Origin of the sequence: Actinocorallia aurantiaca, assembly GCF_039533685.1 — a bacterium.
GTDB lineage: Bacteria > Actinomycetota > Actinomycetes > Streptosporangiales > Streptosporangiaceae > Actinocorallia > Actinocorallia aurantiaca.
This window is the reverse complement of record NZ_BAAATZ010000034.1, coordinates 290,789-317,417: the sequence shown is the minus strand read 5'-3', so window position 1 is coordinate 317,417 and position 26,629 is coordinate 290,789. Positions and strand designations below refer to the sequence as shown.

At 70.5% G+C, this 26,629-nt stretch carries 27 protein-coding genes and 1 pseudogene; 14 read left to right on the top strand and 14 right to left on the bottom strand.

Annotation, left to right across the window (positions count from 1 at the left end; translation table 11 throughout):
- Positions 1 to 217, bottom strand: a 217-nt coding sequence (locus tag ABD327_RS34160; protein WP_344457150.1) for an aldehyde dehydrogenase family protein, incomplete at its 3' end; no start/stop codon positions are given.
- A 354-nt stretch (positions 218 to 571) separates the two neighbouring features.
- Between ABD327_RS34160 and ABD327_RS34155 the strand changes: the two genes are divergently transcribed.
- Positions 572 to 1,732, top strand: coding sequence for a DUF5925 domain-containing protein (locus tag ABD327_RS34155; protein ID WP_344457148.1), 1,161 nt, complete (start codon positions 572 to 574; stop codon positions 1,730 to 1,732).
- A 116-nt stretch (positions 1,733 to 1,848) separates the two neighbouring features.
- Here ABD327_RS34155 and ABD327_RS34150 read toward each other — a convergent pair whose 3' ends face one another.
- On the bottom strand, positions 1,849 to 2,142 hold the full coding sequence (locus ABD327_RS34150) for a GlsB/YeaQ/YmgE family stress response membrane protein (RefSeq protein WP_344457146.1): 294 nt from the start codon (positions 2,140 to 2,142) through the stop codon (positions 1,849 to 1,851).
- 304 nt (positions 2,143 to 2,446) lie between these two features.
- On the opposite strand from ABD327_RS34150, the gene ABD327_RS34145 reads away from it, so the two are divergent.
- Together ABD327_RS34145 and ABD327_RS34140 are read left to right on the top strand one after the other, a co-directional pair.
- Positions 2,447 to 3,862 carry a hypothetical protein gene (locus ABD327_RS34145; protein ID WP_344457143.1) on the top strand — a complete coding sequence of 472 codons (1,416 nt, stop codon included), beginning with the start codon at positions 2,447 to 2,449 and terminating at the stop codon, positions 3,860 to 3,862.
- Positions 3,859 to 5,040, top strand: coding sequence for an ARPP-2 domain-containing protein (locus ABD327_RS34140; RefSeq protein WP_344457139.1), 1,182 nt, complete (start codon positions 3,859 to 3,861; stop codon positions 5,038 to 5,040). The genes ABD327_RS34145 and ABD327_RS34140 overlap by 4 nt, the downstream gene beginning before the upstream one ends.
- On the opposite strand, the gene ABD327_RS34135 is transcribed toward ABD327_RS34140, so the two are convergent.
- The 3 genes from ABD327_RS34135 to ABD327_RS34125 all read right to left on the bottom strand — a co-directional run bounded on the left by ABD327_RS34135 (position 5,000) and on the right by ABD327_RS34125 (position 7,638).
- A complete protein-coding gene (locus tag ABD327_RS34135) occupies positions 5,000 to 5,887 on the bottom strand; it encodes an LLM class flavin-dependent oxidoreductase (RefSeq protein WP_344457137.1) in 888 nt (295 codons plus the stop codon). The genes ABD327_RS34140 and ABD327_RS34135 overlap by 41 nt on opposite strands.
- Before the next feature lie 108 nt (positions 5,888 to 5,995).
- Positions 5,996 to 7,153 carry a cation:proton antiporter gene (locus tag ABD327_RS34130; RefSeq protein WP_344457133.1) on the bottom strand — a complete coding sequence of 386 codons (1,158 nt, stop codon included), beginning with the start codon at positions 7,151 to 7,153 and terminating at the stop codon, positions 5,996 to 5,998.
- Between the two features lie 5 nt (positions 7,154 to 7,158).
- Complete coding sequence (locus ABD327_RS34125; RefSeq protein WP_344457130.1) at positions 7,159 to 7,638, bottom strand: cation:proton antiporter regulatory subunit; 480 nt, start codon at positions 7,636 to 7,638, stop codon at positions 7,159 to 7,161.
- Positions 7,639 to 7,727: 89 nt separating this feature from the next.
- Here ABD327_RS34125 and ABD327_RS34120 point away from each other — a divergent pair, with 89 nt between their 5' ends.
- Both ABD327_RS34120 and ABD327_RS34115 read left to right on the top strand, forming a co-directional pair.
- Positions 7,728 to 8,462: an SDR family oxidoreductase gene (locus tag ABD327_RS34120; protein ID WP_344457128.1), complete on the top strand. Its 735-nt coding sequence runs from the start codon at positions 7,728 to 7,730 to the stop codon at positions 8,460 to 8,462.
- Positions 8,459 to 9,283: an SDR family oxidoreductase gene (locus ABD327_RS34115; RefSeq protein ID WP_344457126.1), complete on the top strand. Its 825-nt coding sequence runs from the start codon at positions 8,459 to 8,461 to the stop codon at positions 9,281 to 9,283. Before ABD327_RS34120 ends, ABD327_RS34115 begins: the two co-directional genes overlap by 4 nt.
- Before the next feature lie 112 nt (positions 9,284 to 9,395).
- Here ABD327_RS34115 and ABD327_RS34110 read toward each other — a convergent pair whose 3' ends face one another.
- Positions 9,396 to 10,076 (bottom strand): TetR/AcrR family transcriptional regulator, encoded by a 681-nt coding sequence (locus ABD327_RS34110; RefSeq protein ID WP_344457123.1) that lies wholly within the window; start codon positions 10,074 to 10,076, stop codon positions 9,396 to 9,398.
- Positions 10,077 to 10,156: 80 nt separating this feature from the next.
- On the opposite strand from ABD327_RS34110, the gene ABD327_RS34105 reads away from it, so the two are divergent.
- The gene (locus ABD327_RS34105) at positions 10,157 to 11,053 is read left to right on the top strand and encodes an alpha/beta fold hydrolase (protein ID WP_344457121.1); all 897 of its coding nucleotides are present in this window, start codon (positions 10,157 to 10,159) and stop codon (positions 11,051 to 11,053) included.
- Between the two features lie 354 nt (positions 11,054 to 11,407).
- Here the strand turns inward: ABD327_RS34105 and ABD327_RS34100 are convergent, their stop codons facing one another.
- A complete protein-coding gene (locus tag ABD327_RS34100) occupies positions 11,408 to 11,989 on the bottom strand; it encodes a TetR/AcrR family transcriptional regulator (RefSeq protein ID WP_344457119.1) in 582 nt (193 codons plus the stop codon).
- Between the two features lie 91 nt (positions 11,990 to 12,080).
- On the opposite strand from ABD327_RS34100, the gene ABD327_RS34095 reads away from it, so the two are divergent.
- Positions 12,081 to 12,941: an NAD(P)-dependent oxidoreductase gene (locus tag ABD327_RS34095; RefSeq protein ID WP_344457117.1), complete on the top strand. Its 861-nt coding sequence runs from the start codon at positions 12,081 to 12,083 to the stop codon at positions 12,939 to 12,941.
- A 311-nt stretch (positions 12,942 to 13,252) separates the two neighbouring features.
- Here the strand turns inward: ABD327_RS34095 and ABD327_RS34090 are convergent.
- Positions 13,253 to 13,841: pseudogene (locus ABD327_RS34090) on the bottom strand (IS5 family transposase); the annotation flags it as partial.
- 295 nt (positions 13,842 to 14,136) lie between these two features.
- Here ABD327_RS34090 and ABD327_RS34085 point away from each other — a divergent pair.
- Complete coding sequence (locus ABD327_RS34085) at positions 14,137 to 14,724, top strand: 3'-5' exonuclease (protein WP_344457115.1); 588 nt, start codon at positions 14,137 to 14,139, stop codon at positions 14,722 to 14,724.
- Between the two features lie 83 nt (positions 14,725 to 14,807).
- The gene (locus ABD327_RS34080; RefSeq protein ID WP_344457113.1) at positions 14,808 to 15,899 is read left to right on the top strand and encodes a hypothetical protein; all 1,092 of its coding nucleotides are present in this window, start codon (positions 14,808 to 14,810) and stop codon (positions 15,897 to 15,899) included.
- A 178-nt stretch (positions 15,900 to 16,077) separates the two neighbouring features.
- Here ABD327_RS34080 and ABD327_RS34075 read toward each other — a convergent pair whose 3' ends face one another.
- Positions 16,078 to 16,563: a carboxymuconolactone decarboxylase family protein gene (locus tag ABD327_RS34075; protein WP_344457112.1), complete on the bottom strand. Its 486-nt coding sequence runs from the start codon at positions 16,561 to 16,563 to the stop codon at positions 16,078 to 16,080.
- Positions 16,564 to 16,734: 171 nt separating this feature from the next.
- Here ABD327_RS34075 and ABD327_RS34070 point away from each other — a divergent pair, with 171 nt between their 5' ends.
- The gene (locus ABD327_RS34070; protein WP_344457109.1) at positions 16,735 to 17,673 is read left to right on the top strand and encodes an RNA polymerase sigma-70 factor; all 939 of its coding nucleotides are present in this window, start codon (positions 16,735 to 16,737) and stop codon (positions 17,671 to 17,673) included.
- 12 nt (positions 17,674 to 17,685) lie between these two features.
- On the opposite strand, the gene ABD327_RS34065 is transcribed toward ABD327_RS34070, so the two are convergent.
- Positions 17,686 to 18,381 (bottom strand): hemerythrin domain-containing protein, encoded by a 696-nt coding sequence (locus ABD327_RS34065; protein ID WP_344457107.1) that lies wholly within the window; start codon positions 18,379 to 18,381, stop codon positions 17,686 to 17,688.
- Positions 18,374 to 18,718 carry a hypothetical protein gene (locus tag ABD327_RS34060; protein ID WP_344457105.1) on the bottom strand — a complete coding sequence of 115 codons (345 nt, stop codon included), beginning with the start codon at positions 18,716 to 18,718 and terminating at the stop codon, positions 18,374 to 18,376. Before ABD327_RS34060 ends, ABD327_RS34065 begins: the two co-directional genes overlap by 8 nt.
- Before the next feature lie 84 nt (positions 18,719 to 18,802).
- Between ABD327_RS34060 and ABD327_RS34055 the strand changes: the two genes are divergently transcribed.
- From ABD327_RS34055 to ABD327_RS34045, 3 genes are all read left to right on the top strand, one after another.
- Positions 18,803 to 19,672 (top strand): LysR family transcriptional regulator, encoded by an 870-nt coding sequence (locus ABD327_RS34055; RefSeq protein ID WP_344457103.1) that lies wholly within the window; start codon positions 18,803 to 18,805, stop codon positions 19,670 to 19,672.
- 104 nt (positions 19,673 to 19,776) lie between these two features.
- Positions 19,777 to 20,709 (top strand): aminoglycoside phosphotransferase family protein, encoded by a 933-nt coding sequence (locus ABD327_RS34050; protein ID WP_344457101.1) that lies wholly within the window; start codon positions 19,777 to 19,779, stop codon positions 20,707 to 20,709.
- A 316-nt stretch (positions 20,710 to 21,025) separates the two neighbouring features.
- Positions 21,026 to 22,576 carry an AAA family ATPase gene (locus ABD327_RS34045; protein WP_344457098.1) on the top strand — a complete coding sequence of 517 codons (1,551 nt, stop codon included), beginning with the start codon at positions 21,026 to 21,028 and terminating at the stop codon, positions 22,574 to 22,576.
- A 176-nt stretch (positions 22,577 to 22,752) separates the two neighbouring features.
- Here the strand turns inward: ABD327_RS34045 and ABD327_RS34040 are convergent, their stop codons facing one another.
- From ABD327_RS34040 to ABD327_RS34030, 3 genes are all read right to left on the bottom strand, one after another.
- Positions 22,753 to 23,700: a MerR family transcriptional regulator gene (locus ABD327_RS34040; RefSeq protein WP_344457096.1), complete on the bottom strand. Its 948-nt coding sequence runs from the start codon at positions 23,698 to 23,700 to the stop codon at positions 22,753 to 22,755.
- A 70-nt stretch (positions 23,701 to 23,770) separates the two neighbouring features.
- A complete protein-coding gene (locus ABD327_RS34035) occupies positions 23,771 to 23,899 on the bottom strand; it encodes a DUF397 domain-containing protein (protein WP_344457169.1) in 129 nt (42 codons plus the stop codon).
- Positions 23,900 to 24,525: 626 nt separating this feature from the next.
- Positions 24,526 to 25,371 (bottom strand): metal-dependent hydrolase, encoded by an 846-nt coding sequence (locus ABD327_RS34030; protein WP_344457093.1) that lies wholly within the window; start codon positions 25,369 to 25,371, stop codon positions 24,526 to 24,528.
- 475 nt (positions 25,372 to 25,846) lie between these two features.
- Here ABD327_RS34030 and ABD327_RS34025 point away from each other — a divergent pair, with 475 nt between their 5' ends.
- The gene (locus tag ABD327_RS34025; RefSeq protein ID WP_344457091.1) at positions 25,847 to 26,485 is read left to right on the top strand and encodes a class I SAM-dependent methyltransferase; all 639 of its coding nucleotides are present in this window, start codon (positions 25,847 to 25,849) and stop codon (positions 26,483 to 26,485) included.
- Positions 26,486 to 26,629 lie beyond the last annotated feature (144 nt).

The following is a 26,629-nucleotide window of genomic DNA, read 5'->3' as shown; positions in this document are numbered from 1 at the left end:
CCGCGGCCCGCCGGGGGTGCGGCAGCGCGGCCCACTCGCGCTGCGCGGCGGCGGCGCCCTCCGCGGCCCGCGCCAGGTCCGCGGCGTCGGCGATGCCGATCGAGCCGAGGGACGCGCCGGTGGCGGGCTCGGTCACCTCGGCCGTCCCGCCGGAGCCGGGCTCCCACCTGCCGTCGACGAAGATCTTGTCCTGCCACTGGGCCGCGTCGAGGAGCATCCCGGGTCCTTTCACTCGGTCGGAGAGCACCGATCGAACCGAATGTAGGCCGGGACGTTCCGGCTTTCAATCAAGCATTCCCCCTGCTCAGGCACGCTCGAGGTCACGGATGGAGATCACCTCTCGGAGCTCCTGGTCCTGCTGGAAGGACGCCTCGGCGGCCTGTGATCGCGGGACGTTCGCGCGCGGGGTCCCGCGCGCGTCAAAAGTCGTCTATTCTTATGGGAAATGTAGAGAAACCCCGCCACGGCGGAACAGACTCGGCCATCGGGCGAACGGCGCCGCCCGGTGGCCGTCCGCTTTCTCCGGAAAACAGCTGGACGGGCCGCCGCCTGCGGGGCGATCATCGAAGCCATGTCCAGTTCACAGGGGAATCTCCGGCTTCTTGATACGCAGCTCCCCCAGGACGAGCGGGAGCTCTCCTGGGTGATGAACGTCGACGACGCCGACTCCCCCCGTGACGTCATCGACGCGCTGGCGCTCCAGCGGTTCATCCGCGGGGAGCACCCGTACGCCAGGTCCACCAGGGTGGAGCGGGTGCGGGCCGACGCGCCGCTCCGCCCCGCCGACTCCACCGTGCTGCGGAGCGCGGAAGAGGACGGGGGCGGGTCCGTCCTGGCCGCCGGCGAGGGCTACTCGCTGCGGGCGGTCCGGTGGCCGGGAGGCTCCGCGCAGGTCGAGGTCACCGCGGTGAGCCGGGAACTGGCGGCCTCCGTGCTGGAGGAGGCGGTGCGCGACGCCGCCGAGCCCGTGCCCGAGGACGAGGACCGCGTGGAGATGGGGTTCTGGCACGCCGGGATGAACGGCTCCCCCGTCCGCAGGGAGCGTTCGATCTCCGCGCCCTCGTGGGCGGACATCCGCGGCAACTACCCGTCCGTGGCGGTGCCGGCCCTGGACCGGCTCATGGAGCTCACCGCGCGGGACCTGACCGGGCGGCTCCTGCTGCTGCACGGCCCGCCCGGCACCGGCAAGACCACCCTGCTGCGGGCGCTCGCCCGGGAGTGGTCCGACTGGTGCCAGGTCGACTGCCTGCTCGACCCCGAGCGGCTGTTCTCCGACCCCGGCTACCTCATGAGCGTCGCGGTCGGCGCGGACGGGAACGACGACGCCCCGCGCTGGCGGATGCTCCTCCTGGAGGACTGCGACGAACTCATCCGCGTCGAGGCGAAGCAGAACACCGGGCAGGGCCTGTCGCGGCTGCTCAATCTGACGGACGGGATGCTCGGCCAGGGGCGCGACGTCATCATCGCCATCACCACGAACGAGGACCTCTCCCACCTCCACCCGGCCGTCATCCGCCCCGGCCGGTGCATGGCCCAGCTGGAGATCGGACGCCTCCCCCGCGACGAGGCCTCCGCCTGGCTCGAGCGTTCCGAGACCGTCCTCCCGCCCGGCGCCCGGCTCGCCCCCGAGGGTTCGACCCTCGCCGAGCTCACCGCCCTGGCCGCGGCCTCTCAGCAGATCACCACGGCCCCGCCCGCCCCCGAAGCCCCCTCTTCGGGCAACTACCTGTAGAAACGGCGAGGCCCCGCTCTCCGGACTGTTCCGGAGTTCGCGGGGCCTCGCCGTACAGAGTCAGCAGCCGGATTCAGGCACTGACCCCGTGGGGGTCTGCTCGTCGTGCGGCCTGTTTAGAAGCGGCCGCGGTTGTGGGTGTGGGTGCGGCCACGGCCGGTCAGAGCGGCGGCGATACCGACACCCACGGCGGCCAGGATCACCTGAAAGGCGAGCTCGATCCAGTCGACGCCATTGGTGGTGGCGACGCCGACCTGCTGGGCGAGGACGGTGCCGATCAGGGCGGCGACGATACCCACGCCCACGGTCAGCAGGACGCCGATGGACTGCTTGCCGGGCAGGACCAGGCGGCCGAGCATACCGACGATCGCGCCGATGATGATGGCGGTGATGATTCCAGTGACGGTCATTTTTGCCTCTCCGAACGCGAAATCAAGTGTTGATGTTGACAATTTGAGATCTGCCCGCCCCGCCGAGTCCTGACGCAGAATTTACACAGAAGAGATCTATGTCACTTGACACGGGAAGGTGTTTACTGATCGCGGATCCTGGCAACCCCGCGCGTAATCCAGGTGAGCCGGGAGCTCCCGGAGTGCTAGCGTTCAGCGGCCGGCCGCGGGACTCCGGTGCGACTTCCGGAACCCGTCTATAAAGCGATGCTTCGCAGTTCGCGCCCCCATTCCCCGGCCGGCCCCACGCCATCGGGAGGGCTCCATGCAGGACGAGGACGACCTCGTCGCGGCCGAGGACGTGCTGCTGTTCGTCAACGCGGCCATCACCTCGACGGGGCAGCGCGAGTTCCACTCCGGGGGCGGTGAGCAGGGGCTCTCCCTGGACTTCCTGCACCGCTACCTGATGGGCAACTACCGCGACCTGTACGCCGCGGCGCTCGCTCTGGACGTCAACGACCACAACGCCGCACTGATCATCCGCAACCTCCTCCGCACCTCGCGCGAAGCGGCGGACCCGCGGGCCGAGGGGCGGCTCATCGCGCGGAGGCTGGAGGCGCTGCCGCCCCAGCGCGTCTACCGGCTGTTCCGGGAGCTGCGGCGGGCGAAGGTCAACAACCGGCGGACGCGGGCCGTCATGCGCGACTGGCTGGCAGGCCGTCCCGACCCCGCCTTCGAGGCGGTGAAGTACCGCGGCGCGTTCAAAAGTGCGGTGCGTCACATTCATCTCGCGCCTCAGGGCGAACTCGGTCCCTTTCTCTTCGACCCGCACCGCGGCGGCCCCTACGCCACACCGATTCTGAGCGCCTGGATGCGCGCGCACTATGAGCAGTCCGCAATTTATGAATTGCCTTACACGGTGGCGGAGGGGTTTGCGGCCAAGCACGGTGTGGGAAGGGATGCCTTTCTCGAGCGGATCGCGCCCCGGCTCACCCGCCTGGAGAGGCTGCGGTTGCAGGAGTCGGCGCGCGGCAGGGATGTGAAGTCGGTGAAAGCCGACCTCTCGACGATGCCGCTGACCCGGCTCGCGTCCTACGCGCTGTCCCTCGACCTGAACGAGCGGGCCCGCCGCCACGACGAGCTGGCCGGGGCGCTGCGCGCGGCCGCCCGCAGGTGCGCGGGCGGGCTCGCCGGGAGCTGGGGAGCGGTCGCCGCCGTCCTCGACGACAGCTTCTCCGCGTCCGGCTCGGCGCAGAAGCGCCGCCGTCCGCTGGCTGTGGCACTCGCCTGCCACTACCTGCTGGAAGCACTCGCGTCCCGCTACACGCCCCTGTGGCTGTCGGGGCGGAAGGACGCGCTCATGGTCCGCCCGTACGGGGCGACGCCGCTGGGCGAACGCGTCCTCGACGCGCTGGAAACGGGCCCCGACCGGCTCGTCATCGTCTCCGACGGGTGGGACAACTCCCCTCCCGGACTCGCCGGTGAGGTGCTGCGGGTGTGGCGTACACGGCTCGACCCGGCCGGCGCCTGCGCCGTCGTCCACCTCAACCCGGTGTACGACGCGGCCGACTTCGACGTGCGCCGCCTCTCCCCCACCGTCCCGACTGCGGGGATCCGCGACGCCGAGAACCTCGTCGCGCTGGTGGAACTGGCGGGTTTCGCCGAAGGACGCACCGACCTGCCCGAACTGCGCGCCCACCTGGCCCGCCGCGTCTCGGACTTCCTGAAGGAGAAGGCATGACCGGCCTCGCGCTGAAGGGCCTTCGCACCCTTCCCGCGCAGACGTGGGGCGGCGTCCGGCTCGTCCCCCTGGTCCGTGACGAGCCCATCACGGACCTCCGCCTGGACTCCCGCGTCTACGGCGGGCACGGCATCGTGGCCCTCGACGACCGGACCTCCTACTTCTCCTACATCCCGCACGGGTTCGTCGCCTCCTGGACGTCCGACGGCACGGCCGCCGCCGCGTACGGCACCCAGTTGCGCGCCCCGGACGAGCCCGAACGGCCGCCCGCCCACATGCCGTTGCACTTCCACCGGCGCATGGCCCGCCGCACGGACCGCAACCGCCTGCGTTTCCTGCCGCTGCACCTCTCCATGGAGGGTTACCTCGCACTGCACTTCGGCGGCCCCACGATCGTCTGGGAGGAATGGTCGCGTCGCGCCGTGACGCAAGGCCTCTCCCCGCGCGTGGAGGAGGCGTACACGGGCGCCGTCATCACCGGCCTGGAGGACGCCCTGCGCGTCTTCGAGATCCACCACGGCCAGTGCGGCGTCCTCGTCTACGCCGCGGACGCCCTGGCCGCCGCCTTCGTCGTCCCCCATCCCGCCGACTACCGGGCCCTGCACATCACCCTCGTCAACGACCTGTACGGCGAGCTCATCTACCACTACGCGATGCTCAGCGGCCCCGTCCAGGACTTCCGCGCCCGGCTGGACGAGACGAGGATCCGTTCCCTGGCGGACCTCCGCGCGCAGGTCCGCACCCAGCAGGACGGCTGGGCCCGCTTCCACGACGACCTCATGGCGGGCGCCCTCCTCACCGGCGAGTACACCCGCCAGACCGTCCACGACATGGGCCCCTACCGCCTGTCCCGGCTCCTGCCCTCCTTCGAACGCCGCCGCGAGAACCACCTGGCCGAGACCATCACCGACGCCTCCGGCGTCCTCGCCTACCTGAAGACCTTCCGCCTCTCGGAGAACCAGGTCCGCCGAGGCCACCTCCTGAGCAGCCTCGCCGCCTCGGACTGGCATCTCGCCGACACCGCCGCCGCCCTCGGCCTGACCCCGCCCGCCCTCGCCGCCCGCATCAAGTCCGCGGGCTTCGGCCACCTGCTCCGCCAGGACGTCCTCGACCGCTACCGCGCCGAGCGACGCCGGCTCACGTCTGAAGGGAAAGCGCGGCGTCGCGAACCTCGGTGAGCTCGGTCTCCCAGTCAGCGGGGCTGTGCACCGGGGCCAGGACGAACTTGGAGATCCCGGCGTCGACGAAGCGGCGCAGGTGGGCTTCGAGGCCGTCCAGAGACGGGACGAGATCGTCGAGAGGGGCCGGGCCGTGGACGGTGCGGGCCTTGGCCAGACGCTCTTCGGAGACGACCCCCCGGTGGTAGGGGATGGTCGCGCCGAAGTGCTCGGGGTCGATCTCGCGGCCGGCCTCGGCGGCGGCGCGGGCCACTTTCTCCCGCCCCGCCGCGGCTTCGGCAGGAGTGACGAAAGCCGCGAGCCAGCCGTCGGCCAGCCGCCCCGTACGCCGCAGTTCGGCGTCCGAGCTGCCGCCCATCCACACGTCGAACCCGCCCTTGACCGGTTTGGGAAGCACGTTCAGCCCGTCGAAGTGGAACCGCTCCCCGTGATGGGTGACGGCGTCCTCCGCCCAGAAGCGCCGCAGCAACGGCAGCAGCTCCTCGAACAACGCCACCCGCTCCTCACGCCGCACCCCGAACGCCTGATGTTCAGCCTCCCGCCGCTGCCCCAGCCCGAACGCGGGAAGCAGCCTCCCGCCCGCCAACCGGTCGAGGGTGGCGAGCTGCTGCGCGAGCAGCGCCGGCCGCCTGCCGGGAAGCGTCATCACCGCCGTCCCCAGCTTGATCCGCGACGTCACCGCCCCCGCGTGCGCCAGCAGCGCCACCGGATCCCCGCCGATCCCGGTCGCCCTCTCCGTCACCCACAGCGAGTCGAACCCCAGCCGCTCCAGCCCCGTCACCAGCGCGGTGAAGTCCTCCCGCTGCGGCTCCCTGGCCCCCGGCGCATACCCGATCCGAACTTTCATACCTTCGACGCTAAGCCCCGCGACCCCACCCGGCAAGAAGAGGCCGTCCCGTCCTCGACACGGCCCCGGCGCAGCGGTTCGCCGACGCTCCCTGATCCGGGTCCGCCGTCAGCGGGCCTGTTTCCGGAGGCCCGGGGAGAGGGCTCCGGCGAAGCGGGTCAGGAGGGGGCCGACCACGGCCAGGATGAGGACGTAGGCCGATACCAGGGGGACGAGGCGCTCCTCCTGGCGGCCGATCAGGCCGACGATGATGATCGAGAACTCGCCGCGGACGATCAGGGCGGTTCCGGCTCGAACGCGGCCGCGCCGGGCCACCCCGTCCCGGGAAGCGGCGTACCAGCCGGTCGCCACCTTCGTCATGGCGGTGAGGGTGGCCAGAACGGCGGCGGCGGGCAGCAGGGGGAGCATCTCGGAGAAGCTGACCAACAGGCCGATCGACACGAAGAACACGGCGGCGAACAGGTCTCTCAGCGGTTCCATCACCGCACGGGCTCGGTCGGCGGCCTCGCCGGTGAGGGTGAGCCCGACCAGGAACGCGCCGACCGCCGCCGAGACGTGCACGGATTCCGCCAGCGCCGCCACCACCAGGGTGATGCCCAGGACCCGGAGCATCGACTGCTCGGCCTCGGGATGCGTCACCACCCGTCCGACGTGGTGGCCCCACCGGTAGGAACCCGCGAACGCCGCCGCCAGCGCGCTGACGGCGACGGCCACCCACAGCACCGCCTGCCACCAGGCGCCCCCGGCGGCCACCACGGACAGCAGCGGCAGGTAGGCGGCCATGGCGAAGTCCTCCAGCACCAGCACCGCCAGCACCGCGGGGGTCTCCCGGTTGCCCAGCCTGCGCAGGTCGCTCAGCAGCCGGGCGATGATCCCGGACGAGGAGACGTAGGTGGCTCCCGCCAGCGCCAGGATCCCGACCCCGTTCAGACCCAGCACCCACCCGGCCAGGGCTCCCGGCGCCGCGTTCAGCACGATGTCGACGCCCGCCGAAGGGATGTGCCTACGCAAGCTGGTGGTGAACTCCTCGATGGAGAACTCCAGGCCCAGCGCCAGCAGCAGGAGGACCACCCCGATCGCGGCGCCGATCTCCACGAACTCCCCGGCCTCGGGGACCTGCACGATCCCGCCGTCCCCCAGGGCCAGGCCGGTGAGGAGGTAGAGCGGGACCGGCGACAGCGTCCAGCGCCGTGCCAGCGCGCCCAGCAGGCTGAGCACGACCAGGATCAGGCCGAACTCCAGCAGAAACGCGACCGAGACGCCCAAGCCGCTCAGCCTTCGAAGAGTCGTTCCACCCCGAGGATGCCCTCGGCGGTGCCGATCACCACCAGGACGTCGCCCGCGTTCAGCCTCTCGTCCGGTCCCGGGGAGGCGATCACCTCCTCACCCCGCACGATGGCCACGATCGACGCGCCCGTCAGGGTCCGGGCCCGGCTGCTGCCCAGCCGCCTCCCCGCGTAGGGACTGTTCTCCAGCACCTCCACCTGGCCCGCGTTCAGGCCCGGCACCTCGCGGGTCAGATCGGCGAACCGCTCGGCGATCCGCGGCGCCCCCAGGATCTGCGCCAGCGTCTCGGCCTCCGCGCCGCTCAGCCGGAACACCGGACGTGACTCGTCGGGATCTCCCTCGTCGTAGAGGACCACCTCGAAGTCCCCCGACCGCAGGGCGATCACCCCGATCCGGTCCCCGTCCCGGTTGGTGAACTCGTACCTCAGCCCCACCCCCGGCAGGAGCACCTCATTCACGTCCATCACCCCATGGTTCCACACGGCGTCCGTCTGGTTTCGCTCAGTGACCATCGGGGATGTCTGTGCCGGATGCGGAAGAACGGGGGCCGGGGATGCAGGTCGATCTGCGGGGCAGGAGCGCGCTGGTGACGGGCGCGGCGCGGGGGCTGGGGGCCGCCATCACACGGCGGCTCGCCGAGGCGGGGGCCATGGTGTGGGCCGCGGACGTCAGGGAGGGGGAGCTCAAGGAGCTGGCGCGGAAGCTCGGGGAGGACGGGTGGACGGTGCAGCCCCTGGTGTTCGACATCCGCGACAGCGGGCAGGTGGCGTCCGCGGTGGGCGACATCTGGAACGCCTCCGGGAACCTGCACATCCTGGTGAACAACGCCGCGGTCGACGTGAGCAAGCCGATCGAGCACCTGTCGGCCGAGGAGGCCGACCGGGTGATCGGCACGAACCTGCTCGGGCCGATCCACCTGTGCCTGGAGAACTACCGGCGGATGATCAAGCAGGGCGGCGGGCACATCATCAACATCCTGTCGACCGCCGCCAACCGCACCTGGACCGAGGCGGGCCCCTACTCCGCCAGCAAGACGGGTCTGCGCGCGTTCACCCACACCCTGTTCCAGGAGGCCCAGCGCGACTGCATCGGCATCGGCGTGACGGGCATCATCGCCGGGGGCATGGAGACGCAGTTCATCCTGGAGCGCTTCCCCGACGCTGACACCTCCAAGCTGCAGGACCCCGCGATCGTCGCCGACACCGTCATGTACGCGCTGTCCGTCCCGGCGGGGAGCGTCGTCGGCGAGCTCGTCATCGTCCCGCGCAACGAGCCGTCCTGGCCGTGAACGCACCCCGCGCACCCATCTCCGAGGCCCGCTACGACCGGATCGCGGTCATCACCGGGGCGGACTCCGGCATCGGCAAGGCCACCGCCGTCACCCTCGCCGAGCAGGGCTTCGACGTCGGCGTCACCTACCACTCCGACGCGCTCGGCGCCGAGCAGACGGCACGTGAGATAGCGGCGCACGGCCGCCGCGCCGCCGTCCGCCGCCACGACCTGACCGACCCCGTCACCGCGTCGGCCGCCGTCGACGAACTGGCGGACGAGCTCGGCGGCCTCGGCGTCCTGGTCAACAACGCGGGCACCGGCAGCAGCCGCCCCCTGCTGGAGATGGACTTCGCCGAATGGCGCTCCGTCCTGTCCGTCGACCTGGACGGCGCGTTCCTGTGCTCCCAGCGCGCCGCCCGCCGCATGGTCGAGCGAGGCGCGGGCGGCCGCATAGTCAACGTGACGAGCGTCCACGAGGAGTACCCCCGTGTCGGCGCGGGCCCCTACTGCGCGGCCAAGGGCGGCCTGCGTCTGCTCTCCCGGGTCCTGGCCCTCGAACTCTCGTCCCACCGCATCACCGTCAACACCGTCGCCCCGGGCGAGATCGCGACCCCCATGACGGGCCAGCACGACCAGCCTCCTCAGGACGACACCCGTCCCGGCTACCCCTTGGCCCGCCCGGGCGACGCCCGCGAGGTCGCCGCCGCCATCGCCTTCCTGGCCTCCCCCGCCGCCTCCTACATCACCGGCGCCTCCCTGTTCGTCGACGGCGCGCTGGGCCTCATGGGCCCCCAGGCCGCCGGCGCGCTCGCCTCGCCGGACTGGCGCGAGGGATAGCTCCGCTTCGGACGGCGGGCACCGCGAGCGGGACGCCGTCCCCTTCGCTCAGAACCTGCGCCCGGAGGCGGGCCGCCCGGAGACGGACCGGCCGGGGACTGCGGTCCTGGGATCAGGCGATCAGGGCGGTGATCGTGCGGTGGAGGACGTGGTCGAAGAGGGTCGTGCGGTCGTCGTGGGGGTGGGGGGTCTGGTCCGCGAGGGCCGCGGCCAGGCGGGGGCGGGTGCCGTCGGTGGCGGCGCGGGCCAGGTAGGCGGCCTGGGCGGCGTGGCGGGCGGGGGCCCGGGTGGCGGTGTCCTCCTCGCGGGCGAACTGGACCGCCAGGGCGGTGGTGACGCCGATGACCTCGAGTTTGGTGCGGTCGCCGGCGGGCGCGGGGGCCAGGAGGGCGAGCGCGTACTCCAGGTGGTCCAGGGCGTTCGGGCCCAGGCGCGCGGGGTCCGGCGGGAGGTCCAGCAGCCAGCGGTGGCGCAGGTGCAGGGCCTTGACGGCGCGGGCGAGGCGGACGAGGTCCGCGGCCCAGTCTCCGGTCGGGGCGGGGCGCTCGATCCGTCCGGTGAGGGCGTCGACCATCAGGTCGACGAGGTCGTCGCGTCCGGAGACGTACCGGTAGAGGGATGCCGATCCGGTGCCCAGGAGGGCGGCGACGCGCCGCATCGACACGGCCTGCAGGCCCTCCTCGTCGGCCACGGCGATGGCCGCGTCGGTGATCTGCCCGCGGCTGCGCTCGGGCGCCGGACCGCGTGCGCCGCGCTCCGGGCGGTCCCACACCGGCACGGTGTCACGGGTCACCGGGTCTCCTCGTCGTCGGCTCCTCACATCCTGCTGTAGTTTAATACTGCGATCAGCGATCGCAGTATTAGGGAGAGCACATGGACGGGATCTGGACTCCGATGCGCTTCGCCGACAACGGCGGGGTGAAGCTGGCCTACGACCGGTGGGGCGGGGCCGAAGGCGAACCGCTTCTCATGATCATGGGGCTCGGAGTGACGCGGCACTGGTGGCCGGACGGACTGTGCACGGCGTTCGCGGCCCGGGGCTTCGCCGTCGCCCGTTACGACCAGCGCGACGCCGGGGACTCGACGCGGCTGCCTCCGGCTCCGGTCGGCAATCCCGTCAAGGCCCTGTTCCGCAAGAAGGGCGAGGCCTACACGGCCGAGGACATGGCGGACGACGCGGTCGCCGTCATGGACGCCCTCGGCTGGCCGTCGGCCCACCTGTTCGGGCACTCGATGGGCGGCGCCGTCGCCCAGCGGGTCGCACTGCGCCACCCGTCCCGCGTCCGGACGCTGACGACCTCCGCCTCCGTCCCCTGCGACGCGGCGGGACTCGGCACCCTGCGGTACGTGCGGCTCGGAACGCTGGCCAAGTTCACCCGGCTCGGGTTCCCCGACACCCCGGCCGGGCAGGAGGAGGCCGCCGTCGCCGTGGCCCGCCTCCTGGCCTCGCCGGATTACCCCCTCGACGAGGAGCAGGTGCGCGCGGCGGCGCGCCGAGGCTCCAGTGGCGTCCAGGACAATCAAGCGCAGAGCCGTCAGATCGGCGCCCAGTGGAGCGGCCCGCCGCTGACCGAGATGCGGACGCCGACCCTCGTCCTGCACGGGGACCGCGACCCGCTCATCCGCCCCTCCGCCGCGCGGGCCGTCGCCGCCGCCGTCCCCGGCGCCAAGCTGGTGCTCCAGCCCGGGGTCGGGCACGACCTCCCCGCTCCGGTCTGGGACACCCTCGCGGACCACGTCCGCGCCCTGGCCGACGGGAAGACCGCTTAGAGCTCATAACACGACCGGACGTTCCGAAGTGCACGTCGCCGCAGACCCATCGCCTCGGCATCAGTCATGCCACCTGCGACAGGCCGCAGTGGTCACCCGGCCTCGAAGGGATTGAAGGCGGGAGGGTCTGCGACGAGGTGTTGTGAATCGATGGCGGTCTTGGCCCTCCGCTCGGGTTCGTGTCACCACCCGCAAAGTAACCGTGCGCGACGGCGGTAACGCTTCGTGTTCTCATAAATGGGTGATGATGAGAGTTCTGCGAGAGCTTGCTCGGCGGGACCGGATAGACCCGTGGCGTGTTGTGGCTGTGTCCGACCGGTGGTCGAGAGCCTGGGGAGGCTGCTGGACGGACGATCAGCGGTAGGAGTTGACGAGCCGGGCCAGATGCCTGCCGGCGAGTTGCAAGGGTGTCTCGCTCCGCGACACCTGGGCGGACATCTCCGCGCCTTCCAACGTGTTGATCACCGTGTGGGCGAGATCGCACGCGACGTCCTCGGGGAAGCCGGAGCGGTGGAGCTTGTCGCTGACCAGGCCACGCCAGTTCGCGAAGGCCTGTTCGGCGGCGCGCTGGATGTCCGGCACGCGCCCGGCGTTTTCCAGCGCGGTGGTGGTGATGGGGCAGCCGTCCAGCCATCCGGAGTCGCGTAGCCCTTCCGCCAACTCGTCGGCGCACGCGATGATCGCCTCTGCCGGATCGTCCACCCGCTCCAGCACGGCACGTAGGAGGTCGGCGAACTCCCTGTCCCCGTGGTGGATGGCCGCGACCGCCAGCTCCGTCTTGCCGCCCGGGAAGAAGTGATAGACCGAGCCGAGGGTGGCCTGGGCCTCCTGCGAGATCTGCTTGAGGCCGGTCGCCTCGTAACCCTGCCGCTGCATGAGGCGGGACGTGGCCCGGACGATCCGTTCTTTGGTGCCGATCTCGTGCGTGGTCCTCATGACGACACCCTACTAAATAAAGCGTTCGTTCTAGTAGCGTGCTAGCGTCTCACTGAGTAGAGCGTTCGTTTTATTTCTAAGAAGGAGATCCATGGCTGCCACTTCCGTAACCGTGATCGGCCTCGGCCCTATGGGGCAGGCGATGGCCGGCACCTACCTGGACAAGGGCTATGAAGTCACCGTGTGGAACCGCACGCCGGGCAAGGCCGACGAGCTGGTGGCTCGCGGTGCGAGCCGTGCCGGCACCGTGGAGGCCGCACTCAACGCCAACGACCTGGTGGTGCTCAGCCTGACCGACTACACCGCCGTGTACGCCATCCTGGAGCAGGCTCCCGCTGCCCTGGCCGGTCGGACCGTGGCCAACCTCACCTCCGACACCCCCGCCCGAGCGCGCGAGGCGGCCGAGTGGATCACCGCCCGCGGCGCGGTGCAGATCACTGGTGGCGTGCAGGTGCCGCCCCCGGGCATCGGCACTCCGGAAGCCCTGACCTACTACAGCGGCCCCAAGGAGGCGATCGAAGCCCACCGGACCGCCTTGGAGGTCCTGACCGGCATCGACTACCTCGGCGAGGACCCGGGCCTGGCCGCGCTGTACTACCAGATCGGGATCGACATGTTCTGGACCGGCCTGGTCGGCTACCTGCACGGCCAGGCGGTGGCGCAGGCCAACGGCATCTCGGCACAGGAATTCCTGCCCCACGCCATCAAGACCATGGACTTCCGGTACTTCCTGGAGTTCTACGCTCCGCGCATCGACGCCGACGACCACCAGGGAGACGTGGACAACCTGGCCATGGGCATGGCCAGTGTCGAGCACGTGCTGCACACCGCGCAGGCGTCCGGCGTGGACGGCTCCCTTCCTGCAGCAATCCTGGACCTCTTCCGCCGTGCCATCGCCGCCGACCACGGTCGAGACAGCCTGACCAGCCTGACCAAAATATTCAAGCTGTAACGTTCCGGGAGAAAGAGCCGGCACGCCCCAGGGCGTCGAGAACCTTATTGCCTTCCATCTGGATCGGCCCTGGGTTTCCTTCAGCTCCTGCAGGAGGCTGCGTATCCCGCTGACGGATGCGCCGTCGGGATCGGGGCATCGACCGAGGTGAGCTCACACAACTCGGTGATGCCCGACGTGGGCGGCGGCAGCGCGGACCCCGGCCGGGTCACGCCCGATTTCGAGATACCACTCACAGTTCGATTGCAGCCCAAACCCCAACAAACGGTCGACGGCCTTAACGGTGTAAGAGGTCCTAACAAAGTGCGGGCGAGGCGTCTCCAGCAGATCAGCGCCGCGGCCAGGAGCAGGAAGGCCTCGTGGATATCGTCGCGGATCTCCCAGCGGATGCGCAGACGGCGGAACCAGTGCAGCAGGCCGATCGTGCGCTCCACCACGTAGCGCTGGGTGCCCAGTCCGGAGCCGTGCGGGGTGCCGCGGAGGGCGATGACGGGCTTGATGCCGCGCTGCCACAGCAGGCGCCGGTACTTGTCGTGGTCATAGCCCTGGTCTGCCAGCAGCTTCTCCGGCCTGCGGCGGGGCCTGCCCACCCGTCCGCGCACCGATGGGACCTTGTCCAGCAGCGGGACGAGCTGGATGACGTCGCCCGCGGTTGCCGCCGGTCAGCGACACGGCCAGCGGGATGCCGCTCCCGTTGGTCAGGACGTGGTGCTTGGAGCCCACTCGGCCTCGGTCGACCGGGCTCCGGCCGGTTTTGGGCCGCCCTTGAGCGCCCGCACGTGGCTGCTGTCGCTTCCCCGCCCGCGACCAGTCCAGCTGCCGCGCGGTGTGCAGCTCCACCAGCAGGGCCTGGTGCAGGGCGTCCCACACGCCGGCCTCGTGCCAGTCCCGTAACCTGCGCCGCTCAACCTTCGGCAGTAGCGGCTCGATCTGCTCCCACAATCCATCGGAGACGATCCACGGGGGTTGCTCGCCCTTCTTCACGAGACCACCACACAGCAGACCGTCACCTGTTGTGGCGAGATAGATGCATTTTGTTATGGGCTCTTGGTACGACGGCGATCGGGAACGGTCGCCGAATCCCAGAGCAGTCTCACGAAAGCACCGCCCGCCCTCACGGGCCTCATCATCGACAGGGCGCCCTCTCGTACCGCCGCCCCGCTGACGTCCCGTCCCTGTCGAAAGAGAGAAATCCATGCGTGGTTACGCCGTGGTCGATGTCGAGACGACGGGTTTCCATCCCAATCATGGTGAGATCGCGGAGATCGCCATCGTGCACACCGATCTGAAAGGGAACGTCACCGAGACCTGGGACACCCTGGTCCGGCCTCGGGGCCGGATGGCGGGGACGAACGTGCACAGGATCACCGCGTCCATGGTCCGTTCGGCACCGTCGTTCGACGAGATAGCGCACGAGGTGCGGACCCGTCTCACCGGTCGCGTGGCCGTGGCGCACAACCTGCCCTTCGACGCGCGTTTCCTCACGGCGCAGCTGGACCGGGTCGAACTGCCCGCCCCGCAGGTCTCCTCAGGCGTCTGCACGCTCAAGCTGGCCCGTCGGCAGCTGCGCGGTCCTTCTTTCAAACTGGAGCACTGCTGCGACGAGCTGGGCATCCCGCTGTCCGGCGCGCACGCCGCGCTGGCGGACACCCTCGCGACGGCGAGCCTGCTCCAGCACCTCATCTCCTGGCAGGGCGCCCCCTCGGGAGAGACCGTTCCCGCTCTCTCCGTACCCGCCCCGCGCCACCCGATCCGCGTTCTCTCCCGGGCCGCCCCGGCCTGATCGGACGGTGGCCCCGACCGACTCCGATTCCTTCTGGAATGTCCTGAACGCCATGGCCGGTCCGAGACCACTACGATCCCCTGATGATCATTGATCTGGTGTCCCGCGGACGTCGGCGGGTGGCGCTCTGCGCGGGGACCGTGATGTTGTGCGTCGCGGGCGGCGGTGCGCCGGCGGTCGCCGCGCCCCATCGCTGGACGGACATGCGGCTGCCTGCGCTGGCGAAGAGTATGCGGGTGACGGCCGTCAATGCCTTCCGGCCGAAGGACGTGTGGGTGTTCACCGCCGACACCCGATCGGGCATGATCACGGCCGCCAAGCCGAAGGCCTTCCACTGGAACGGCGTGAAATGGCGGCGGTTCACTCTGCCGCGCCGGGGTCAGGTCCTCGAGGTCGCGGGGCGGTCCCGGGACTTCTGGACGACGGTGGACAGCGGCGGCATGTCAGCCTCCGGGTGGAACGGGCTCCTGCGCTGGAAGAACGGGCGGTGGACCGTCGCCAAGAGCCTGCCCCGGCCGATGGACGGCAGCTACCCCCACACGGGTCTGACGGTCCTCGCCCGCGACGACGTCCGCGTCTTCACCCGGCAGGAGCGGCAGAAACCGACCCGCGCCTGGCGCTACGACGGACGCACCTGGAAGAGCAAGGGGTTCGGCAGGTTCCTGACCGCGTTCGAGGTCCTGCCCGGCGGCAGGATGTGGGCCGCCGACACCACCGGGGGCGAGGACGAGTCCTTCCTGTACCGGTACGACGGCAAGCGCTGGAAGAGGCAGGCGGTGCCCTCGTCGCTCGGCTGCCCGAAGGACCACTGCTCACGACTCATCTGGTTCATCGAAGCGACGTCGGAGAAGGATCTCGTCGTCGGCTATGGCGACCGGCTCCTCAAGTGGAACGGCGCCGCACGGTCGCTTTTCGCCCGAGGCCCGCTCGGAGGCCCGGTATCCGACGGCGCCGGCGGGTTCTGGTCGGTCGAGACCGACGGCATCGATCTGACCTGGGACGGACTCGTGCGCGTCGCACCGACCGGCCGGCTCACCACGCACCCTTACAGGGGCCCGGCCAAGGGGATCTCCCTGCACGGCCTGGCCGTCGCGCCCAAGGGCCCGGTCTTCGTCTACGGCAGCGCCAAGTCTTCGACGGGTCGGCGCTTCCACCTCTGGCGGGTCAGCCCCTGAGACAGGACTCCGAGGCGGCTCGTTCCGGCTGCGGCCGCGTCTCCGCCCCGACTTCTGGGACCTCTTCCAACGGCCCGGGCCCGGCCGGGCGACCTCACGCTGATCACCGTGCGCGGACATGGAGCACGCGCGGGCCCGGCCCGGGTGGCCCCGGGCCGGGCCGTGGTCCGTCCGACGGTCAGCCGAGCGCGGCGGCGAACATGCCGGGCTCGTAGGAGCCGCCCGGGTTGCGCACGATCACGTTCATCCGGTTGGCCGCGTTGATCATGGCGACCAGGCCGACCAGCGTGCCGAGCTGGTCGTCGTCGTAGTGCTCGCGCGCACGGGCCCAGGTCTCGTCGGACACGCCGTGGTGGGCGTCGGCGAGCCGGGTGCCCTCCTCGGCGAGCGCCAGCGCGGCCCGCTCGGCCTCGGTGAACACGGTGGCCTCGCGCCAGACGGCGACCAGGCCGAGCCGGAGCGCGGTCTCACCGGCGGCCGCGGCCTCCTTGACGTGGACGTCGACGCAGAAACCGCAGCCGTTGATCTGGCTGACGCGCAGCTGCACCAGTTCCCGCGTGGTCTTCGGCAGCGTCGACTGCTCGAGGACCGACCCGGCACTGTGGAGCCGCTTGGCGAACTTCATGACGGTCTGGCTGTCGAACAGGTTGAATCGGGCGTCCATGGTCTCGTCCTCACTCACGGTTGCGTACCGGACGAACACGAGATGCCGGCGGCCCGATCCTTGTGACGGCGCAGCCATGTGACGTACGCCACCGGGCGCGGGTGTCACAAAGCGGCTGGGAGCGGCGTCTTGTGCGTGACACAGTCAAGAGCGCACAGGTAGGAGCCGGCCATGGGTGAGCGCAGCGAGCGGACGAGGGACACTGCCGGGCCGCCCGCTCACGACGGCCGCATGGACCCGGCCACCGAGGTGTTCGTCGCCCACCGCAACCTGCTGTTCACCGTCGCCTACGAGATGCTCGGATCGGCCGCCGACGCGGAGGACGTCCTGCAGGAGACCTGGCTGCGGTGGGTGGGCGTCGATCTCGACGCGGTGCGGGAGCCCCGCGCCTACCTGGTCCGGATCGCCACCCGTCAGGCACTGGGACGGCTGCGCACACTCGGCCGGCGCAAGGAGTCCTATGTCGGCCCCTGGCTGCCCGAGCCCCTGCTGACCGCGCCCGACGTGGCCGATGACGTGGAGCTGGCCGACAACGTCTCGATGGCGATGCTGCTGGTGCTGGAAACTCTCGCACCGACCGAACGGGCGGTGTTCGTGCTGCGCGAAGTGTTCGACCTGGCGTACGACGAGATCGCGGAAGCCGTCGACAAGAGCCCGGCCGCGGTCCGCCAGATCGCTCACCGGGCACGCGCCCACGTCGCGGCGCGCAGACCGCGCGGAACCGTTTCCCCGTCCGAGATCCGAGACGCGCTCGCGGCGTTCCAGCGCGCCGTCGAAACGGGCGACCTGCAGAACCTGCTCGACCTGCTCTCTCCGGACGTCGTCCTCCTGGGTGACGGCGGCGGAGTCAAGCAGGCCGTGCTGCGGCCCATCGTGGGCGCCGACCGGGTGGCCCGCCTGCTGGCGGCCGGCCTGCCCAAGGTCGACGGCAAGGCCTCGGTCGAACCGGTGCAGATCAACGGCCACCCCGCCCTGATCGTCCGCCTCGACGGGCAGATCGACGACGTCGTGGCGGTGCGGATCGACGACGGCATGATCACCGGGCTCTACATCGTGCGCAATCCCGAGAAACTGTCGCGTATCGAGCGGGAGACCGTCGTGAGCCGCTGAGTTCCGGGAGGGTCACGCGGACGCCACCTGGCTCTTGACCCGGGCGGCGGGCGTGCCGGCCCAGACGCTCGGTCCGGGAACACGGGCGATGAACGACAGCGGTCTCACCACCGACCAGTAGAGCGGGGCCGACAGACCGGTCCGCCGGCGGATCGGCTCCCGCCACTCGACGCCGTCGGCCATCCATGCGAGGAAACGGACGGATTGCGCCGCGGTGAACCCGTCGATCCACGCGCGCTGCTCGAACTCGTTCCACTCCTGGTGGCTGAGTACACGGGACACGATTGCCATGCCCTCGCCTTCCTCATGCGCCAGGTGCTTCATGAGCGGCTTGTCGAGGGCGTCCAGTGCGGTGAGCACCTCACTCGGTCCGATGCGACCGGCGATGAGTCCGCGGGCCCGGGATTCGAGCCGCAGCAACGGCTCGTCGAGCGTGTCGTGCTCGGATTTCATTGCGTCGAGCACAGCCGAACTGCCCGGGTCGCGTTCGAGGAGCAGCGGCCACAGATAGTGGTCCTCTCCTTCGTGGTGCCAACGGAGGTTGCCCATCAGCCAGAGAAGGTGGCGTCCGAGGCGGCGGATCCGGCGCGGTGAGAGCGTGCCAGGACTCTCCAGCAGAATCCGGGCACGCTCGAGGTCGCGGCGCAGCGCCGAATGGAACAGCGACATCGTCAGGGTGTCCGCAGGTCTCGTCAGGTCGTCAGCCATAGTTCCTCCGCAGCCTTAGCAGGCCGGCCGCCACGACCATGGCGCCCGCCGTCCGTCCGACGGCCGAGGGCCACCGGGTACGGTCCCGGGCGGCTTCGATGCCGCCGAAAACCGGTTGCAGCAGGGTGGCCAGGTACAGCGCCCACCAGCCGGTCGGCCGCCGGCGGGCCAGCGGCAGGGCGGCGGCCGCATACACGACCGCGTCCAAACCGAACGCCACCCGGTTCACTGCGTCGAGCTTCGGCCACTTCGCCACGACCACCCCGCTCATGGCGACGGCCCCGGCAGCCGAAAGCCACGGCAGCCCGGCCGTCACCCTGTTCTCAAGTTCTGACATTTCACTCTCCCTCGCGTGGGCCAAGTCTGGACGGCCGGGATCGATTAATCCAACCGATCAAATTGATTGCTAGGATCGAAAAACATGATGGATATCCTCAAGCTCGAGGCGTTCGTCGCGGTGGCCGAGGAGGAGTCCTTCGGCGGTGCCGCCGCCCGAATCGGCGTGGCGCAATCGACCGTCAGCTCCCGGATCAAGGAGCTCGAGTCCCACCTGGGGCAGCGGCTGTTCACCCGGACGAGCCGTCAGGTCCGGCTCTCGCCCGCCGGCGAGGCGGCGCTGCCGAGGGCCCGTGCGGCGCTGGCCGCGCTGGACGGCGTGCGTCAGGCCGTGGACGACGTCGCGGGAATCCGCCGCGGAAGGGTGCGGCTTGGCCTGGTGTCCGGTGCCGACATCCCCGAGCTGGGCGAGATCCTCGCCGCGTTCGCGACCGAGTTCCCCGGCATCGAACTCGTCATCACCTCCGCCTCGTCCTTCGACCTGGAGCAGGCGGTGTCCGACGGGACCCTGGACATCGCCGTCGTGGTGCGCACCGGCCGAACGCCGCTGCGCTGGAAAGAACTGCTGCGCGACCCGCTCACGGTGGTCGGCCTGACGGCCGCGACGGCCACCGTCCCGGTCACGGACCTGCGTGCCCGGCCACTGGTGGTCCTCGACGCCGGTGCGGGCTCGCGCACCGCCCTGGAATCCGCCGCGCGGCGGGCCGGCGTCCGCCTCGAGATCGCCGTCCAAGTCTCGACGCCCGGCATGGCATGGGACCTGCATTCCCGCGGCATGGGCCTGCTGGTCGTCCCGCGCAGCCTCGCCCCGAACGGCGGGACCGTGGTCGTCGACGCCGAAGGAGCCGAGACGGCCGTGCGGGTCGGCCTGATCAGCCACCCCGACGTACGCACCTCCGCCACCGAACTCCTCCTGGAACGTCTCGCGGCACTCATGAGCCCGACCACCGCGTGATCTTTCTCCAGCAAGGACTCGCTTTCGCCCACCATTTCCAGACGGCCTCGGTGGAACGCCTCCAGGCCGACGGCAACGGTTCACCCGGTGCGTAAGGTGCCCGGGTGATCGAGATACCGGAGGCGTTCTCGCGGAGCACCGTCGAGCGCGAAGGAGAGTCCGGAGCGGCTTGGCTCGGCGGGCTGGCCGGGATCGTGGAGGAACTGCTCGGGCGCTGGGAGTGCGTGCCGGACGGGAAGGTCATGCACGGGGGCGTCGGGATCGTCGTTCCGGTGCGGCGGCGGGACGGGGGTGCCGCTGTGCTGAAGGTGTCGTTTCCGCACCCCGGCAACGTCCACGAGCCGGACGCTTTCGCGGCGTGGGGCGGGCGGGGCGCGGTCCTGCTGTACGAGCGTGACGATGACCGATTCGCGATGCTGCTCGAGCGGGTTCGGACGTCGACCCTGGCCGAGGTCGAAGACGGCGACGAGGTCGTGGCGGTCGCGGGGCGGATCAGTCGCCGACTGGCCGTCCCCGCGCCGCCGGGCCTGCCCCGGCTGAGGGAGCAGGCCGACGTCTGGGAGGAGCGGCTGCGTGAGGACGCCGAGGAGCTGACACACGCATTGCCGCGCCGCGTGGTGGACGCCGCCGTGGCAACCGTCCACGAACTGGGCCGCGTCCAGCCGGACACCCTCGTCCATGGTGACCTGCACGCCGGGAACATTCTGCGCGCCGACCGTGAGCCATGGCTGGCCGTCGACCCCAAGGGATATGCGGGAGATCCCGCTTGCGACGGCGGCACGCTGCTCAAGTCACGCGCGCGGACACTCCTCGAGGCGGATGACCTGCGCAGGGCCGCCCACCGCGCTCTGGACGTCTTCGCCGAGGCCGCTGAAGTCGATCGCGAACGCGTCCGGCGCTGGGCCCAGTTCCACGCCGTCCAGGCCGCGTTCTGGGGCCGCCGCCACGGATTCCGCATCGCCCGCAGCGGACCGCTGCTGGACCGGTTCACCGAATTCGCCGACCGTCTGGCGGAGTCGCTCACCGAACGCCCGTAGGTCATGATCTTTCCATGCGGGCACTCGGGTCGCCGTCGAAGAAGAGTCCGCCCTCGAACTCCTCCTTTTCGACCTCGCCTGATACCGGTAGCCGAGCGCGGACGGGCTCACGCAACGATCACACAGATCCCGCAGGTGCTCGGATGCACCGGCGGCAGGGTCGGGACCGGGCGCCCGGCCGGAACAGTGCCCCTTTGGAGAGCCCGGCGTTCAGCAGCAGACCCGGCAGCGTGGAGCCGAACGCCAGGGATCCCCAGCTCTAGCCTCTTCCACAGACGCAATACGCTACGTTCTGTCGCCTTGTAGTGTGCAGAGCGTGAAGTACTTCAACACGACCGGCCGCTGCCGGGAGGAGCTGCACTACATGCTCCCCCCGGAGCCCCGGCTGCCCGAGGCGCGGAAGTACATCGAGCGGGGCTTCTACTTCGTCGTCCACGCACCGCGCCAATCGGGGAAGACCACGGTGCTGGAGACGCTGGCCCGCAACCTCAACGCCGAGGGAAAGTACGCCGCTGTCTGGTTCTCCTGCGAACAGGCGCGCATCGCACAGACCGTCGAGGCCGCAGAAAGCCAGCTCTTGGAGCTCCTCGCGAAGGCAGCCGAGAGACAGATCGCGCCGGAGTGCCGTCCGCCCTGCCCGTGGCCGGACGCGAGGCCCGGTAACCGGCTGTACGAGGGGCTGCGGGCCTGGGCGATCCGCTGCCCGCTCCCGCTGGTGCTGTTCTTCGACGAGGTCGACTCGCTGCAGGGCGACATCCTGATCAGCGTGCTGAGCCAGCTGCGCAACGGCTACCAGAGCGAAGAGCGGGAGGAGTTCCCCTACTCGGTCATCCTGTGCGGAATGCGGGATGTGCGCGACTACAAGGCGGTCTCAGGCGGCGACCCGAACCGGCTGGGGACATCCAGCCCGTTCAACATCAAAGTCGCGTCCCTTCGTCTCGCCGACTTCACCCACGCGCAAGTTGCGGAGCTGTACGAGCAGCACACCGAGGCCACGGGCCAGAAGTTCTCACCCGAGGCCGTCCAGCGCGCCTTCGAGGCCAGCCAGGGCCAGCCCTGGCTGGTCAACGCGTTGGCCTGTGAGGTCGTCGACGAGATGCGGGTGCCGGTGTCCGAGCCGGTCACCGACGAGCACATGGACGAGGCCGTGGAACGCCTGATCGTCGCCCGCGCGACGCATCTGGACTCCCTGGTCACCCGACTACACGAACCACGGGTCAAACGCATCATCGAACCGATGCTCGCCGGCACCGAGACCACCGCCGACCCCGCCTACGACGAGGACCTGTCCTACGTCCGGGACCTCGGCCTGATCGGATCCGGCCGCTACATCCAGATCGCCAACCCGATCTACCAGGAGGTCATCGCCCGCGTCCTCACCGGACACGTCGAAAGCAACATCAACGTCGACCCCCGCTCGTTCATCACCCCGCAAGGCCACCTGAACTTCCACAAGCTCCTGGAGGAGTTCCTCGGCTTCTGGCGGCTGAACGGCGAGATCCTCGCCCGCCAGCAGACGTATTCGGAAGCGGCCTGCCAGCTGGTGTTCATGGGCTGGCTGCACCGCGTCGTCAACGGCGGCGGTCTCATCGACCGCGAGTACGCCGTCGGCCAGGGCCGCATCGACCTCCTGGTGCGCTGGCCCCTCCCGGACCGCGCCGAGCAGTGGGAAGCCATCGAACTCAAAGTCCACCGCCCCGGCCGCCCCGACCCGCTTCCCCAGGGCCTGGCCCAACTCGACGGCTATCTCGACCGCCTAGGCCTGAGCCAAGGCACCCTCGTCGTGTTCGACCAGCGCTGCGAGCCCCCGTCCCTCACCGAGACCTCCAGCCCGTCCGGCCGCACCATCACCCTGCTCCGCATCTGAGTCCGCGCCACCGGGCGCTGGACGGCATCACCACTGTCCGAGCCCGCACGACACCTCCAAAGCGGTCAGCCTTCGGCGGCTGGTGGCGGCGTCGCTCACCGAACGCCGTAGGCCGTGATCTCGCCGATCGGGGCGTGTCCTGGAGTCCGCGAGGCGACGATCCGCTCTCCTCGGTGTCAGGGCGCCTTCGGCTGCGGGGGTGTCGTGGTGAGGGCGGTGTGGAACCAGTCGAGTTCGCGGCGGGGGTGGTCGGGCGAGGACCAGCCGTTGATGGTGGAGAGGAGTTCGAGGTAGCGCTCGCGGCGGGGGTCGTTGGCGGCGGCCACATAGGTGGCGAGGTCCTGGCGGAGAGCGGGGTCGTCGTGGCGGTTCCGGGAGGCGGCGTAGGCGGCGGCGACCTGCGCGACGATCCGTGCCGCTTCGGGGGAGGCAGGGGCGACGTCCGCCGCGAGGAGCGGGGGGACGGTTTCGGAGATCAGGCCGATGGTGTGTTTGCGGGGCGGGGCCGTGGGGGTGCCGCGTTCGGCGGTGTGGGTGGTGAACAGGGTGCGCATCAGGGAGCGGAACGAAGAGTCCTGGGCGAGTTCGGCGAGTTCCACCCAGGCCTCCAGTTGGGCGGAGGTGGGGTCGTCGGGGAGTTCGGGGGTGAGGGAGCGGTGGACGACCCGGGAGAGCGGGTCGGCGGCGGGGGCGCCGAAGGCGCTGTCGAGGAAGTCGGCGATGAGGGTGTCGCGTTCTGCGGCGGAGAGGTGCGCGAGCCGGTACATGAGGTTGATCTCCTCGGGGGTGGAGCCGCGGCGGGCGGCGGCCGTCAGGACCGCGTGGCGGAGCCGGAGCAGCCGCATCTGCACGGCGACGGCCTCGGCGTGGACGGCGGCGACCTCGGCGGCCGGCACCTCGCGGTCGATGATCCTGCTGATGGCGGCGAGGTCGATGCCCAGCTCACGCAGGGTGCGTACCAGGCCGATTCGGGTCAGGGCCTCGGCTCCGTACCGGCGGTGACCGGACGCGGTCCTGCCGGTCTCCGGCACGATGCCCCGGTCGGAGTAGAAGCGCACGGCCTTCACCGTGAGGCCGCTCAGCCGCGCGAGCTCGCCGATCGAGTAGAAGCCCTCACCGTCCATGCCCGCACCCTGACACCTCCCCTCGGGGGAGATGCAAATCCCGCGATGACGCCCGGGGAGGCGACCCGGTTCAGCCGTGCTCCTCGAGATGGCGGTTCAGCAGGGCGAACTGCTCGCGGGTCAGCGCGAGATGCCCGACTTCGGGGTTCTTGGAGTCTCGGACGCCGACGGCCGCCGGAAGCGGGCCGGCTCGACGCAGGTCTCGTCGTGCACACCGCCGCTGTGAGAGCTCTTACGCCACCGAACACTCATGTAAGGGTCTCCGGCTTCCTTGCCATCAAGGCTCGAGATTCCTCAATGGACATGGCCTTGTCACTGAGGAATTCCCAATCTAGAGCCACTTCGCGGACCTCGGAAAAATTCGATCAGGCACCCGCCACGTTGTGCACCGACGTATGCGACTTCCCTTTCCTCCAAGCTGACGAGCTGGATCGGGCCATCGGATCCGTTGTGCGCTCCAGCGGCTGCGCGGATGGGGCCACGACGTGCTGCTCGTGGCGAGCGAGCTGATCATCAACGCCGCCGAGGCGACCCCGGACGAGCGGATCCGCCTCCGGCTCGGCCGCAACACCCGGGGTGTCTTCCTCGGGGTGCGGGACTCCTCCCCCGCCCGTCCTCACGCGAAGCCCGTTGTCGTCCTCACCCCGAGGACCTCGACGCGACCGACGAGACCTTCGACCACGGCGGCGGCTGGGGCCTGCCGATCGTCCGGGCGCTCTCCACCGCCTGCGGGATCCAGGAGGACGGGCAGGGCGGCAAGTGGGTCTGGGGGATGTTCGACGCGCGGGCCTGAGGGCCGCGACCTCCTCGGCGGAGGCCGGGGGCTCAGGTGAGGCGGTCGAGGAGGGCGCCCTCGGGGCCGAAGAGTTCGGCGCGCCAGTGGGTCAGGGTCTCGGTGGCGTCGAAGTCGTCGGGGTGGAAGCCGGGGCGCTGGTAGGCGCGGATGCGGGCGCGGACCTTGCGGTCGAGGAAAGGGGAGCGGCGCAGGGCGCGGAGGCTCGCGGCCAGGCGGCGGAGGTCGTAGGTGGCGGGATCCGCGAGCATCGACAGGATCGTGGCGATGACGGTCACGCCGAGGAGGCCGGCGCTCGCCTCCAGCATGGTGCGGCGGCGCATGCGCTCGGTGCCGCCGACGGCGCGGTAGACGTCGAAGGCGACCGACTTGTGTTCCGACTCTTCCAGGGCATGCCAGAGCAGGACGTTGCGGACCTCGGTGTCGCCGAGGAGGGCCTGGGCGCGGGGGTCGGTGAGCAGGCATTCGGCGAGGGTCGCCGTGTAGTGCTCCAAGGCCGCGGTGTGGCCGAGGCGGGTCGCCGGCGACATCAGCCGCTCGCCGAGTGCCAGGCTGCGCTTGACGAAGGCGTCCACCCGGTGTGTCGGGTAGCCCATGCGGCGCAGCGCCTCGTTCAGTGTCTCGTGCTCGCGGCCGTGCACGACCTCCTGGCCGATGAACGCCTTCGTCTGCTTCTTCAGCTCCGGGTCGGCGATCCGGTCGGAGTAGTGGTGGACGGAGCGGATGAAGAACTCCTCGCCCTTGGGGAAGGTCGCCGACAGGACGGCCACCACATGGCTCATGATCAGGTCGCCGCCCACGTAGTGGCGGCGCAGGGAGCCTTTCGGGTAGCCGAAGTGAACGCGGCGGACTTTCATGGTGCGCTCGGGGACGGTCATACGGGCCTCGTCTCGCAGGTGTGGTCGTCCGGGGGGGGCAGGACGGCGGCCGCTCAGCCGACCCGGTGATCGCGACCTCGGACTCCGGGGTCGGCCGCCCTCCGGCTGCCGAAGAGCTCGCCCGATGATCGCCGCATGTAACAAATCTCGTCAATGTGAGAGATGCGACGCTTTCTCACCAAAGCCGACCCCCGAGACGGTCACCCCGCTCGACGACTTGGTCGGCCGTCGCCGCCTCATCGACCTGTACCTGGCTCCCTTCGTCTGCCACTTCCGCTCGGACGCGTGACCCGGCCACCTTCGAGGCACCTGCTCCCGAGCCCGACTCCCCGTCTTGGCCGTCCACGCGATCCCGACGGTGGGCCTCCGAAGCGGATCGGCACACGCGACGGCGGACGTCCGTGCCCCACCGCAGTTTTTGCAGAAACGGCAACGTTTCTTGCGTGAAAGAGACCGGTGGTCGCACCCTTGCGACATGAGCAACGACATGCAAGCCGCAGACGAAGCCGCACGGTTCTGGGAAGACCGCTATCGCAGCCACGGCAGGCGGTGGAAGGGCACGCCCAACGTGGTGCTCGCCGAGACCGTCGCGGGGATGGCTCCCGGCAGGGCGCTGGATCTCGGTTGCGGGGAAGGCGGCGACACGGCGTGGCTGGCCGCTCGGGGCTGGCGGGTCACCGCCGTCGACATCGCTCCCGCCGCCCTGGAGCTCACCGCGGAGTACGCGGCCCAGGCCGGGGTCGCCGACCGCGTCACCACCGAGTTGCACGACCTCGCCGCCGGGTTCCCGGCCGGCGTCTTCGAACTCGTCTCGGCCCAGTACCTGCAGACGCCGTTCGACCTGCCGCGCTCCCGCGTCCTGCGGCAGGCCGCGCACGCCCTCGCTCCGGGCGGCCTTCTGCTCGTCGTCGAGCACGGCTCGAGGCATCCCTGGTCGAGCATCGACCCCGACACCCGTTTCCCCACCCCGGAGGAGATCTACGCGGAACTCGGCCTCGACCCGGCCGGGTGGTCCCCCGAACGCCTCGGCACGCCACGGCGCGAAGCCACCGGGCCCGACGGGCAGACCGCCGTAGTCACCGACACCGTCATCGCCGTCCGCCGCACCGCCTGACTCCGCCCGGAGGAGCCTCCCGCCTCACGCGGAGCGGGCTCCTCAAAACGCCTGAAGTCGGAACACCGGCACCCGGCGAAAAACGAGGCGAGCGCCCGAATGAGCTCGCTGAACCGGGTGAGCAAGGCGAACGGCGCCGGGTGC